The sequence below is a fragment of the Dyadobacter sp. NIV53 genome (assembly GCF_019711195.1).
Taxonomy (GTDB): Bacteria; Bacteroidota; Bacteroidia; order Cytophagales; family Spirosomataceae; genus Dyadobacter.
Genome location: NZ_CP081299.1, coordinates 4,066,615 through 4,079,495, shown reverse-complemented (window position 1 = coordinate 4,079,495; position 12,881 = coordinate 4,066,615). Strand labels below are relative to the sequence as shown.

10 protein-coding genes and 1 pseudogene are annotated in these 12,881 nt (G+C 40.3%); 6 read left to right on the top strand and 5 right to left on the bottom strand.

Annotation, left to right across the window (positions count from 1 at the left end; translation table 11 throughout):
- Positions 1-38: 38 nt before the first annotated feature.
- The 3 genes and pseudogenes from KZC02_RS16650 to KZC02_RS16640 form a co-directional block, all read right to left on the bottom strand.
- Positions 39-2,443 (bottom strand): annotated as a pseudogene (locus KZC02_RS16650) (3-hydroxyacyl-CoA dehydrogenase/enoyl-CoA hydratase family protein).
- Between the two features lie 128 nt (positions 2,444-2,571).
- On the bottom strand, positions 2,572-3,015 hold the full coding sequence (locus KZC02_RS16645; RefSeq protein ID WP_221389747.1) for a MarR family winged helix-turn-helix transcriptional regulator: 444 nt from the start codon (positions 3,013-3,015) through the stop codon (positions 2,572-2,574).
- Between the two features lie 150 nt (positions 3,016-3,165).
- The gene (locus KZC02_RS16640; protein ID WP_221389746.1) at positions 3,166-4,410 is read right to left on the bottom strand and encodes a peroxiredoxin; all 1,245 of its coding nucleotides are present in this window, start codon (positions 4,408-4,410) and stop codon (positions 3,166-3,168) included.
- Between the two features lie 140 nt (positions 4,411-4,550).
- On the opposite strand from KZC02_RS16640, the gene rsmH reads away from it, so the two are divergent.
- From rsmH to mraY, 6 genes are all read left to right on the top strand, one after another.
- A complete protein-coding gene (gene rsmH / locus KZC02_RS16635; protein ID WP_221389745.1) occupies positions 4,551-5,465 on the top strand; it encodes a 16S rRNA (cytosine(1402)-N(4))-methyltransferase RsmH in 915 nt (304 codons plus the stop codon).
- Positions 5,466-5,599: 134 nt separating this feature from the next.
- Entirely contained in the window at positions 5,600-6,010 is a 411-nt protein-coding gene (locus KZC02_RS16630; protein ID WP_221389744.1) for an FtsL-like putative cell division protein, read from the top strand.
- A gap of 78 nt (positions 6,011-6,088) precedes the next feature.
- Entirely contained in the window at positions 6,089-6,733 is a 645-nt protein-coding gene (locus KZC02_RS31890) for a hypothetical protein (protein ID WP_229253637.1), read from the top strand.
- Entirely contained in the window at positions 6,711-8,234 is a 1,524-nt protein-coding gene (locus KZC02_RS16625; protein ID WP_229253636.1) for a penicillin-binding protein, read from the top strand. Before KZC02_RS31890 ends, KZC02_RS16625 begins: the two co-directional genes overlap by 23 nt.
- 9 nt (positions 8,235-8,243) lie before the next feature.
- Positions 8,244-9,725 carry a UDP-N-acetylmuramoyl-L-alanyl-D-glutamate--2,6-diaminopimelate ligase gene (locus tag KZC02_RS16620; protein WP_221389743.1) on the top strand — a complete coding sequence of 494 codons (1,482 nt, stop codon included), beginning with the start codon at positions 8,244-8,246 and terminating at the stop codon, positions 9,723-9,725.
- Positions 9,726-9,819: 94 nt separating this feature from the next.
- Positions 9,820-11,034: a phospho-N-acetylmuramoyl-pentapeptide-transferase gene (gene mraY, locus KZC02_RS16615; protein ID WP_221389742.1), complete on the top strand. Its 1,215-nt coding sequence runs from the start codon at positions 9,820-9,822 to the stop codon at positions 11,032-11,034.
- A gap of 86 nt (positions 11,035-11,120) precedes the next feature.
- Here mraY and KZC02_RS16610 read toward each other — a convergent pair whose 3' ends face one another.
- Complete coding sequence (locus tag KZC02_RS16610; RefSeq protein WP_221389741.1) at positions 11,121-11,696, bottom strand: DUF4136 domain-containing protein; 576 nt, start codon at positions 11,694-11,696, stop codon at positions 11,121-11,123.
- Positions 11,697-11,782: 86 nt separating this feature from the next.
- Positions 11,783-12,817, bottom strand: a complete 1,035-nt coding sequence (aroB, locus tag KZC02_RS16605) for a 3-dehydroquinate synthase (RefSeq protein WP_221389740.1) — start codon at positions 12,815-12,817, stop codon at positions 11,783-11,785.
- Positions 12,818-12,881 lie beyond the last annotated feature (64 nt).

Genomic DNA, 12,881 nt, shown 5'->3' with positions numbered 1-12,881 from the left:
GTCTTGAATATTACAAATTAATTATCTCGTTTTAATAATCAATTTCTTGGCGGTTTACCACCATTCAGTAACCCCTGCATTCTTTCCAGTGTTTTCTTTTCACCACAAAGAGACAAAAACGCTTCTCTTTCCAGATCCAGAAGATATTGTTCTGTTACATTTTGGGGATAACTTAAATCGCCGCCGTTCATAACATAAGCCAGTTTATTAGCAATTTTTGCATCGTGATCGCTGATGTAATTGGCAATGCGCATTTGAGATATTCCTGCCATAAATAATGCCATTCCGGCTTTTCCCTGCACTTTTATATCTGTTCTTTGCTTTGGCTGGGTATATCCGTTTTCTGCCAGATCAATCGCCGCCTGTTTTGCCTCAGCAATCAATCGGGAACGGTTTAGTACGATCTGGTCTTTTTCCTGAAGATAATTCATCGCTCTTGCTTCCTGTGCAGATGTAGAAACTTTTGCCTGGGCAATATTCATAAATGCAGTCTGTAGAATATTAAGTTCAGTGTCACCAGCCTGATACATATCCGAGCAACGCAGCGCCATTTCCTTACTTCCACCACCTGCAGGAATAATTCCAACACCAAATTCAACCAGTCCCATATACGTTTCTGCGTGCGCTATTACTTTATCAGCATGCAGGTTCAGTTCACAGCCGCCGCCTAATGCAAGTGAATGCACGGCCGTCACTACCGGAATAGAAGAATATCGTGCACGCATCATCGTTTGCTGAAACTGCGAAATCACCATGTTGATCTCATCAAATTCTTCTTCAATAGCAAACATGAAAAGCATGGCAAGATTGGCTCCTGCTGAAAAAGCTTCATTCGATTCATTTCCAATTACCAGTCCGCGATATTCTTTTTCAGCCAGACTGATTCCTTTCTGGATTCCTTCAATAACTTCGGAACCCATGGTATTCATTTTGGATTTGAATTCCAGGTTCAGGATTCCGTCACCAATGTCATACAAATTCGCCCCGGCATTTTTCCATACAATGTTATTTGAGAGATTACCCAACAGAATAAAGCTATCCTGTCCCGGTAATTTTTTATACGATTTGGAAGGAATGTCATAATACAAGCGCTTACCACTTTCAACTTTATAAAAAGCTTCATTACCTGCCTCAATCATTTCATAAACCCACGCAGCCGGTTTCATGTTTAGTTCTTCCATGATACCGAGCATACTTTTTACACCAATCGCATCCCACGTTTCAAATAAGCCAAGCTGCCAGCCAAACCCCGCAGAAATAGCCTGGTCTATCCTGAAAATTTCATCTGAAATTTCGGGAATTCTAAACGAAGCATATTTGAAAATATCTGCAAACGTTTTTCGGTAAAATTCCCCTGCTTTATCTTTTCCTGCCAAAAGAATACTGAAACGCTTTGGAACTTCACCAATAGCTTTAGTAGATTCGAGCGTTTCAAATTTTACTTTTCCGGAAGGTTTATACTCCAATGTTGCAAAATCCAGCGCAAGGATCACCGATTTGCCCTTATCATCTTTTATTTTTTTATAAAATCCCTGTCCGGTTTTATCACCCAGCCATTTGTTATCATATAATTTCTGCATAATGTCCGGCAGGATAAATGCATCACGCGATTCGTCACTTCCTTCCCCGGATGCATACAGATTATTGGCAACATGAACCGTTGTATCCAGTCCAACTACATCTGAAAGCCGGTAGGTTCCAGACTTTGGACGGCCTGCAACAGGACCAGTCAGTTTATCTACTTCATCCACGCTCAGCCCCATTTCTGCAGCAACCCGCATGGTTTGTATCAAAGCATATATTCCAAGGCGGTTAGCTATGAATCCGGGTGTATCTTTACTTAGAACAGTTGTTTTCCCCAAAAACAAATCTCCGTAATGCATCAGAAAATCTACCACGGACTGATCGGTTTCAGCTGTCGGAATAATTTCCAGTAATTTTAGATAACGGGGAGGATTGAAAAAGTGTGTTCCACAGAAATTCTTTTAAAATCGTCACTACGGCCTTCCGCCATCAGATGAATCGGAATTCCGGACGTATTGGAAGTAATCAGCGTTCCCGGTTTACGGTGCGCTTCTACTTTTTCATACAGGCTCTTCTTGATATCCAAACGCTCCACGACCACTTCAATTATCCAGTCGTATGTTTTCAGATCTTTAAGATTGTCATCAAAATTCCCAAGTTTTATTCTTGAAGCAAATGCAGGACTGAATAAAGATGCCGGTGTGGCTTTTAGCGTTTGCTGGAAAGAATCATTTACAATCCGGTTACGAACTGCCGGATGCTCAGTTGTAAGCCCTTTTGCCTTTTCCGCATCATTTGGCTCTTTTGGCACCATATCAAGCAGCAAAACTTCAACGCCAATATTGGCAAAATGACATGCAATGCGCGATCCCATAATACCGGAACCAAGTACAGCAACTTTACGAATGGAACGATTCATTGTATAATTTTTGGGTCGTCGTTGTAGGGGCGACCCTAGTGGCCACCCTTTTTCGGATTAATTAATTATTTATTATTGGGTAACCGCTTGATTTACCGTCCGATATTGGGCGGCCACGAGGGCCGCCCCTACGTTTTTAATTTCTGGTTTTCTTCTTCTACTATTTTATTAATGTCTTTGATCACTTCAAAAAACGTAACCAGCTTTTCCAGCGGAATTTTATCACGAATCATGGTATTAAAAGAAAGCACGCCTTCTCTGGCTACTTCCCGTTTTTCTTTTCCCAATTCTGTAAGCATAATTCTCACAAAACGCTTATCGTTTTCGCTTACTTCCCGCGTAATCAGGCCACGTTCTTCAAGGTTTTTAAGCATACGGACAAGGCTTCTTGGTTCCATTCCCAATAAAGGAGCGATCTTAGTTGCAGGAGTTCCGTGTTCTATGTCAATGTTGAGCAATACGTAACCCACGGCCATTGTCGTATCGTAACGCGCAGCATAGGAATTGTACATTCTGGAAATAGAATGCCATGCCCATTTTATCTGGAAATCAATTGTTTTTTCCTTGCGCATTGTTACAAATTAATATGTTAATCACCTTTGAGTCCTTCCTGCAAATGTAAGAAAAGAGAATAATATTATGCAAGCATACTAATTTAGTTCTAAAAAAATTAAGCACCCCGTAAAACTTACGAAGTGCTTACAAAACTTTATTCGTTCAGGTTATTTTTCTTCAACCAGTTTGGTAATTAACCCATTAAATTCCTGTACATATTCTTCATAATATTTCCCAGTTCCCGGGCCCGAAAAACCCGTATGTATTTCGCGTACTTTACCTTTTTTGTCAATAAAAATGGTAGTTGGATAAGACATTACTTTATTTAACATTGGTAAAGCTTTTGCAGTTGCTTCATCCGTATTCGTTCCTGCCAGCAGTACGGGATAATCCATATTAAACCGGTTTATCATTTTCTTTATTTTGGGAAAAGATATATCCGGTTTGTCAGAATGTTCAAAAGATAATCCCACGATTTCAATACCACGTTCCTTATTGTTTTTATACCAGGGAGCCAGAAAATTGGTTTCATCCATACAATTAGGGCACCAAGAACCCATGATCTGGAGAATAACTACTTTATCTTTAAACTGAGGATCTTTTAGTGATACTTTCTTTCCGTTTGCGTCAGGAAAGGAAAAATCTACCTGATCATATCCTGGTTTTAAAAACGTAAGTTTGGTAGCATCCGGAAGTTTCGCGTTCGGGTTTAACGTCGCTACCCACATTTTGTAACCTTTAATTCCCGACCATAATGCACCTTTTAAAGAGCCGTCCGTTTGAATTGCTGCTTTGAACAGCATCGCGTTGGAACCGTCAAATGTTGATAAAAACAAACTATCGCCGTTCACATTCCCATTCAGAAAACGATAATCGCCGGTTGGTGTTAAAAAAGAACCCTGGACTACATTGCCTTCCTGTGAAAAATTTCCAACAGCAACAGTGGAATCGCCGGTACTTGTATTAACAAAGACAGTTGACCATTTTCCGCTTACATTCTTTGTACTCTTTGCAGTTCCTTCCGGAAAGAACCGGTAACTCTCGCCAAATTTCGCATGAAAAGGAAGTGAACCGGTTACATTTCCTTCTTTTGTTCTGCTGTACCTTCCTTTAAGTTCGTCCTTTTCCAGGCTTGCCACGATTTCTGCGTCAAAAAGCTGCATAGGAATATGAAGTGAATCTCTTTCGAAATAAGCCGTATCCAACCGCAGGCGCTCTCCGCCGTTCATTGTATATACTGTATAAGAATCGCCTTTCGGGTTTTTAAATATTTCCAGCAATAACGGAAGCTGCTGTCCGTCACGGCTTAGGGTAGCCCGCCATATCCCGCGTTTCAGATTCGTATCGCCGGACGAACAGCCAGCGATAACTGCAATTACTAAAATCGCTGTAAAATAATTTATTAATCTCATGTTCAACTTATTATTAAGGAATGACAGGTAGGCTTTAAAAATTAAATCCTTTAAGATGGGCAATTCCTACGCTTGAAAATTATTAAGTTTGTAACTGCCTCGTGGCAAGAAATAGTTCCTACGCACGTTGGTTTTAATAAATGAGTTTGCAAAGTACATATCACGAACCCGTAATGTTGTCTGAATGTCTGGAAGGATTGAATATCCGGCCCGACGGAATATATGTTGACGTTACTTTTGGAGGCGGCGGACATTCGCGTGCTATCCTGGAAAAACTTACCACCGGCCGGCTCCTGGTTTTTGATCAGGATCCCGACGCTGTTGCCAATGCAGAAGTTTTCAAGAATGATGAAAGGTTTACATTCATTGCTGCCAATTTCCGGCATTTGAAACGTTACCTCAAATTACATAAAGCAGAAAAAGTAGACGGAATACTGGCCGATCTGGGTGTTTCTTCTCATCAGATCAATACGCCGCTAAGAGGATTTTCAACGCGATTTGATGCAGATCTGGATATGCGGATGAACCCGAATAGCGAAAAAACAGCACGTGAGGTGCTGAATGTCCGTTCGGCGACAGAATTACAAAGAATTTTCGGCATGTACGGTGAGGTTCATAATGCGCGAACAGCAGCCGAAGCCATATTCACTTCCCGGCATAATACGCCCATTGAAACGATCAATGACCTGAAAGGAATATTGCTGAAATATGCTCCCAAACATCGTGAGAATAAATATTTTGCTCAGGTATTTCAGGCATTACGCATTGAAGTAAATGATGAGTTACGTGTACTGGAAGAGTTTCTGACACAGGTTCCGGAAGTGTTGTCGCCAGGCGGAAGGCTGGTTGTGATGTCGTATCATTCACTGGAAGACCGTTTGGTAAAAAACTTTATCCAGAAGGGAAAATTTGATGGTGAGGTAGAAAAGGATTTTTATGGAAATGAGATCAAACCTTTGAAAAGTATTACCAGAAAACCGGTTGAAGCAAGTGCGGAAGAAGTAGCCAAAAATCCCAGAGCAAGAAGTGCAAAATTGAGGGTTGCCGAGAAATAAGGGGTTTTACGCAGAACGAGTAAAGCAGAGAGAAGGTATTTAGAAAATCATTGCTTTCTACACGGAAAATATTTGATTTTCCACAAGTTTAAAAGCCGACAGCCAAAAGCTGAATGCTGATAGCCAATAAATCTATGTCTGAAAATAAAAGAAGACCTAAACCAATACCACCAAAATCCAAAAAGAAAAAACGGGAGTACAGCCTTTTTAACTGGCTTAACCGTTTTTTGCCGTTGGATAAAGTTTTTGGTGAAAAAGAGCCCGGCCACGAGGAGCGCGTTCCGGTCAAATACTTCTATTACTTCGGATGGGTTGTTCTTCTTTTGGTGATTTATGAAAGAATCGGATTTCAATCAGAAGAATATGTGCGGAGCAGTATTAAATTAAAAAAAGAAGTAGATGACCTTCGTGCTGAATACACTTCCATTCATGCCGAATATATGAAAAGCGGAAAACAGTCGGTCGTGATTGATAAAGTGAAGGAACTTGGCCTGGAAGAAAATTTAACGCCACCTAAAAAAATTATTATCAAGAAAGATGAATAATAGATCAAAGTGATAAGAAACTACCAATTTGTAAACTTTTTTCATCAGTCATTTCCAATATTTTTATTACAATAAGTCATGAAAAATGATGTAGAAAGTGGCCAAAACAATAAACTGGCACTAATCAACCGGGCGAGAGTCGTGGGTTGGCTTCTATTTGGGCTTGCTATTCTGGTTTTTGCAAAATTACTGCGGATACAATATTACGATACATTTAAAGGTAAGACCTGGGAGGAATATTCCACTAAAAATGACCTGAAACTGGATACTATTCCAGCCATGCGGGGAAACATATATTCCAACGACAATAGCCTTCTTGCCACCTCTTTACCCTATTACTATTTAGGATTAGATACTAAAGTAGCTGACTCGGCTTATTTTTATAACAATGTAGATCAGCTTGCAAGCCTGTTAGCTAAGAGTTTTGGAGAAAATACCGCATCAGGTTATAAAACTAAAATCCTGCGTTACAGGACGAGCAAAAACAAAAGATATCTCCGTCTCAAAAGTAAAGTTATAAGCCATCTTGATCGTGAAAAAATAAGGAAATGGCCATTCTTTGTTAAAGAAAGAAAAGGAGGAGGCGGTAAATTTGAAACGATTTATAAACGCTATAAACCATTCAGCCCTATGGCCGACCGTACTATCGGCGGGACTGATCCTAAAAGCGGAAGAGGTTATATTGGTGTGGAAGCCAGTTTTGATAAAAAACTCAGAAGGTAAATCAGGTATTGGCTGGGTTGAAGTAGTAGAAGGTGGTATAAAAATCCCAGTTGGAGATGCACTGAATGTACAACCTGTAACCGGAAAAGATATTTATACAACCCTGGACATGAATTTTCAGGATATGGCAGAAATTGCACTTCGCCGGAAACTTACCGAAACTAAGGCAAATTATGGCTGTGTAATTGTCATGGAAGTAGCCACGGGCGAAATCAGGGCAATGGCCAATCTAACCAAACGCGGTGAAGGAAAGTACGAAGAAATATTTAATTATGCTTTGGCAGGAAGTGCTGATCCGGGTTCTACTTTCAAATTGCCCACAATGATGGCACTTCTGGAAGAAACCAAAATGAATCCTGACCAGGTAAGTGTAAATACAGGAGGTGGATCCGTCCGTTTTCGGGGAACTACAGTAGACGATTCGAAAAGAGGCGGGCATGGAACGCTTACGGCCACGCAGGTATTTGAGAAATCATCCAATATTGGCGTTTTGATGCTGATGCAGCGATATTTTGCAAAAAAACCGGATAAATATCTTCAGTATCTTAAACAGTTTCACCTGACACAGCCGACGGGAATCCACATGAAAGGTGAAAAACCACCTTACATTAAAGACCGGAATTCCAAGATGTGGAGTGATTACTCTTTATACTGGATGTCGTATGGTTACGAAATGGGTATGACTCCTTTGCAGACACTTGCGATTTATAATGCCGTTGCTAATGATGGTTACTGGGTCAGGCCGATGATTGTGCGCGAAATCCGCAGTGCAGAAAAAGTGGAGGACAAATTTTCGCCTTATGTTGAGGACAAACCTTTGTGCTCTCCGGAAACCATCAAAACAGTGCAAAGGATGCTTGAAGGTGTGGTGGAACATGGAACCGGTACCAATATTAAATCAAAGCTTTACAAAATATCAGGCAAAACAGGAACAGCGCAGAAACTGATCAATGGCAGGTATATGCCTGGTAAATATTATACTTCCTTTGCGGGCTATTTTCCGTCTGATAATCCAAAATACAGCTGTATTGTTATTATTGATACACCGCAGGGATCAGGTGCAAATTATACGCTTTATGCGGGAAGTATTGCGGCTCCGGTTTTCAAGGAAGTAGCCGATCGTATTTATGCTTATGATGTTAGTATTCAAAGCCCGGTAAAAGATTCTATTCCTGAAAAAAGCAGGGATCTCAAATTTGCCGGTAAATCCTCAGACCTTAAAATTATAAGTGACCAGCTAAAACTCACGCCGCTTCAGGAAGAAACGGATTATGCTGTAGGCTCAATTGTAAATAAGGGAAAACCAAGATGGAAACCGCTTTCGGTAAGTTCAAAAGATATTCCTGATTTACAGGGCCTGGCCATGCGGGATGCCTTATATATTTTAGAAAATAAGGGTTACAGAGTTACTTTTAAAGGATCTGGCAAAGTTGTAGAACAGTCACTTCCGCCAGGGGAAAACACAAGTGGTCTTAAAACGATCCTTTTAACATTACAGTAAAATCCATTTATGGAGAACGATCAGGAAAAATCTTTGCATTCATTATTGCATGACGTATCTGGTGTTACTATCACCGGACCTACGGATGTATCTATTCATAGTTTAATTTTAGATTCCAGAAAAGTATTACCCGGAACCTTATTTGTAGCGCTACGTGGCACTCAGACAGACGGGCATCAGTATATTGAAACGGCGGTAAATTCAGGAGCCACTGCTATTTTATGCGAAGAACTGCCGGCAATTATCAATCCGGATGTTACTTATATAAAAGTACTGGACTCTGCAGAAGCAATGGGATTAATGGCTTCGGCATTTTACGGTTATCCATCAAAAAAATTAACACTGATCGGCGTTACAGGCACCAATGGAAAAACCTCTGTTGCAACATTTCTGTTTCAGCTTTTCCGCAGATTAGGTTATCGCTGTGGCTTACTTTCAACTGTTCAGAATCAGGTTGAGGATGAAGTTATTCCTTCCACACACACTACGCCCGATTCCATTGCGCTGAACCAGCTTTTGGCAGTTATGCTGAAAAAAGGGTGCAGCCACGTGTTTATGGAAGTCAGCTCGCATGCTGTAGCACAGCACCGTATTACCGGATTAAAATTTGCTGGTGGCATATTTACCAATATCACTCACGATCACCTTGATTTTCATAAGACATTTGATAATTACATCAAGGCAAAAAAAGGCTTTTTTGATCAATTGCCAAAAACTGCTTTTGCATTAGTCAATGTCGATGACCGACGCGGAGCTGTCATGGTTCAGAATACCAAAGCGAAGATAGAAACCTATTCTTTACAGACGCTCGCTACTTTCAAGGGAAAAATCATTTCTGATACCCTTTCCGGCATGCAGATGGAAATTAATCTGCAGGAAGTCTGGTTTAGGGTCATTGGCCGTTTTAATGCTTATAATCTGCTTTCTGTGTATGGCGCGGCTGTTCTTCTTGGTGAAAATCCTGAGATTGTACTTACCGAACTTTCTAATCTGAAAAGTCCTCCGGGCAGATTTGAACAATTTCATTCAGCCGATAATATTGTTGGGATTGTGGATTATGCACATACACCCGATGCTTTGGAAAATGTACTTGAAACCATTACACATTTACGTAACGGGAATGAAAAGGTGATCACGGTTGTGGGATGTGGCGGAAACCGGGATGCAGAAAAAAGGCCTAAAATGGCTGCTATTGCGTGTAAATACAGCAACCGTGTTATTTTAACATCTGATAATCCCCGTAATGAAGATCCAATGGATATTCTGGATCAGATGCGAAAAGGCGTACCGCCGCTGGACTATAAAAAAACTTCTGTCATTGAAGACCGCAGAGAAGCTATATTGAAGGCTTGTGAAGAAGCAAACCCTGAAGATATTATTTTAATTGCCGGAAAAGGGCATGAGAATTACCAGGAAATTAAGGGTGTAAAACATCACTTCGACGATAAAGAAATATTAATTCAGGCTTTCATATCAAAAGAGCAAAACTAACAATCTCATTAACTCATCGTTAAAAACGGTTATACTATTTGCGTAGTCTTTGAAAAGAAGCAACTTTGCAATTGTCACCCCCAATTCATTCTTCATGTTATATTATTTATTTGAATATCTGGACAAACAGTTCAATATACCTGGTGCTGGTGTATTCCAGTACATTTCTTTCAGAGCTCTTGGTGCCACTGTGTTGTCTTTATTTATAGCAGCTACGTACGGTAAATGGATCATCAATTTTCTGAGAAAAAAGCAAATGGGAGAATCCATCCGGGATTTGGGGCTGGAAGGACAAATGGAAAAAATGGGTACGCCTACTATGGGAGGATTTATTATTCTCGCTTCCCTGCTGGTTCCGGTATTACTGTTTGCCAAACTTAGTAATGTATATATTGTTCTGCTTATCATTACGGCATTGTGGACCGGCCTGATCGGTTTTATAGATGACTATCTGAAAAAATTCAGGAATAACAAGGATGGCCTTCATGGAAAATTTAAAATTGTAGGTCAAGTTGGGCTGGGATTGATCGTTGGGCTTACCATGTCGTTTAACGACAATGTAAAAATCAGGATTTACGAACAGCCGCTGCTAAGTTCTACGATCGGTGAAGTGCAGCGTTACCGGGATATAATCCATCCGACTGTAACGACTATTCCATTTTTAAAGAATAGTGAATTTGATTATAAAACATTACTATTTGGATGGCTTCCTGAGGAGTATACCTGGATTATTTATACGATAGTCGCGATTTTTATAATCACCGCCATTTCCAATGGCGCAAATATAACGGATGGAATAGACGGACTGGCCGCCGGTGTTTCAGGAATTATTGCATTGACTTTGGGAGTATTAGCTTATTTGTCGGGTAATACCAAGTTCTCTCAATACCTCAATATCATGTATATTCCTAATTCGGGAGAGCTGGTAATTTTTTGTGCTGCCTTCATTGGTGCATGTGTCGGGTTTCTGTGGTATAATGCTTATCCGGCACAGGTTTTCATGGGTGATACCGGAAGTCTGATGTTGGGAGGTGTTATTGCAGTAATCGCACTGGCACTTCGAAAAGAATGGTTAATCCCGGTTCTGTGTGGTATTTTCATTGCTGAAAACCTGTCTGTAATTATGCAGGTCGGTTATTTCAAATATACCCGAAAGCGGTATGGCGAAGGCAGGCGCATCTTGCTCATGTCACCATTACACCATCACTATCAAAAGAAAGGAATTCACGAAGCCAAAATTGTAACCCGTTTCTGGGTAGTAGGAATTATCCTGGCAATATTGACGCTGGCGACTTTGAAGCTTAGATAAAATATTGGGATAAAAGGTGAAGGGTTAAAAGGTTAATGGCGCATATGTCCCAAAACCTTTTAACCCTTTAATCTTTTAACCAGATTTTATCTCCCTACCTGTTCGCTGTATCGCCTTGGGTCATATCCTTTTGCAAATAGCGGATATTGATCAAAAATACGCCTTACAACGCTTCTATAATGATTATTTGTATTTTCTGCTCCCTTAAAAATTCCGGAAGCGTAACCTCTCCAGACTACCTGGTCGCTGTCGGCATCAATTAAGGAGACAATCAATGTTCCTTTATCCAGTGCGTATTTGATCGGCTCATATCGAAATCCGTCATTTTCCGTATCTACCCAGTTTTTAATAACCGGCTGCATGTAACCCTGATAGCGCAGATTATCATAGAAAATTCCATAATTAACCAGCAGTGTTGGTTTATCAGCTGTCAGCTTGTAACCTCTCACCTGCATCTGGCGGCGAATTGCTTCATAAATTTCTGTACAAAGATTGTTTGTATCGCGCTCGCATTCAAGGAACGTGTAGGAGGAGTAATCCTTAAAATTGGTTTCATAACTGTAATCGTGCTCCACAAACACTTTACGACCACTCGAGCATCCAGCCAGCACTATTATAAAAAACAAAGCGGCATACGGTTTAATAGACTTGAACATAAGCATTTTATTTGTCAGGTTATGAAATATGTATTGTGTATATTAATAAAAACCCTTAAAAATCAATAGCTTATGCCTGTCTACACAAAAAGTCAACCCATGTAATAAGCTATTGCTTTACGCATTTCAGAAACCGAAACTACTATGTCATATCCGCAGCTTCCTGCCCCTGTTAAAAGCGAAAAACGGATTTCGCTTCCCCTGTTCTTTTTATCCTGGCGGGTGAGTGCTAAAATTGCTTCAATATCCTCAGCTGCAATTTGTACCCTGCCATAAGTTGCAAAAATAAATTCTTCGATCTGGCTTAATAACTCACTATTTATCATTCCCTTTTTCAATGATAAATAACTTTCCATAATCATTCCTACTGCAATTGCCTCGCCATGATACAATCTCTGGATGGCCGGTTTGCTCAAAAAATGTGTTTCAACGGCATGTCCGAGTGTGTGTCCGAAATTCAGGATTTTCCTTAACCCCTTCTCTGTCGGGTCCTGCTCAACTACTTTCTGTTTTATTTTCACTGAATGATCAATCAAATCCGCCCAGTTCTGTTCCTCAAAATCTTTATGGCTTATCTGATTCCACTTTTCGCCATCAGCGATCAGGCAATGTTTAATAATTTCTGCAAAGCCCGAACGTATTTCCCGCTCAGGTAATGTTTTTAAAAATTCAGGATCTATCAAAACTTTTTCAGGAAGGCTAAAAACACCCAGATGATTTTTAAACCCATGAAAATCAACCCCTAACTTTCCTCCAACACTTGCATCCACCTGTGATAAAAGTGTGGTCGGAATCTGTATAAAATCTATTCCCCTTTTATAAACAGCAGCGCAAAAACCTCCCATGTCACCTATAACGCCGCCTCCGATATTGATCACAAGTGCATGGCGGTCGAGCTCTTCGCTTGTCATCACATTCCATATCTTCTCACAGGTGGCCAGTGTTTTAAAAACCTCCCCGCTTGAAATTTCTACTAATTTGTGTTTTGGTAAAGCTGATTTAATAAGTGGATAACAGTGTTTTTTTGTATTATTATCGGCAATTACAATAACTTTCGAATAGTTTGCTGAGCTGATGAATTGTGGTAAACTCTCCTTGACAGAGGCAATAATTACTGACTGGTTCATTCTGAAATTAAATTGAGACAATGCCCATCAAATATACGATGAGCGTGGTCAAATGGATGCGTGA

Bases quoted from the DNA above. Each gene is read 5' to 3' on its own strand.
- KZC02_RS16645 (WP_221389747.1), bottom strand. From the start codon at position 3,015: ATGCGCAAGGAAAAAACAATTGATTTCCAGATAAAATGGGCATGGCAT.
- KZC02_RS16640 (WP_221389746.1), bottom strand. From the start codon at position 4,410: ATGAGATTAATAAATTATTTTACAGCGATTTTAGTAATTGCAGTTATC.
- rsmH (WP_221389745.1), top strand. From the start codon at position 4,551: ATGAGTTTGCAAAGTACATATCACGAACCCGTAATGTTGTCTGAATGT.
- KZC02_RS16630 (WP_221389744.1), top strand. From the start codon at position 5,600: ATGTCTGAAAATAAAAGAAGACCTAAACCAATACCACCAAAATCCAAA.
- KZC02_RS31890 (WP_229253637.1), top strand. From the start codon at position 6,089: ATGAAAAATGATGTAGAAAGTGGCCAAAACAATAAACTGGCACTAATC.
- KZC02_RS16620 (WP_221389743.1), top strand. From the start codon at position 8,244: ATGGAGAACGATCAGGAAAAATCTTTGCATTCATTATTGCATGACGTA.
- mraY (WP_221389742.1), top strand. From the start codon at position 9,820: ATGTTATATTATTTATTTGAATATCTGGACAAACAGTTCAATATACCT.
- KZC02_RS16610 (WP_221389741.1), bottom strand. From the start codon at position 11,696: ATGCTTATGTTCAAGTCTATTAAACCGTATGCCGCTTTGTTTTTTATA.
- aroB (WP_221389740.1), bottom strand. From the start codon at position 12,817: ATGAACCAGTCAGTAATTATTGCCTCTGTCAAGGAGAGTTTACCACAA.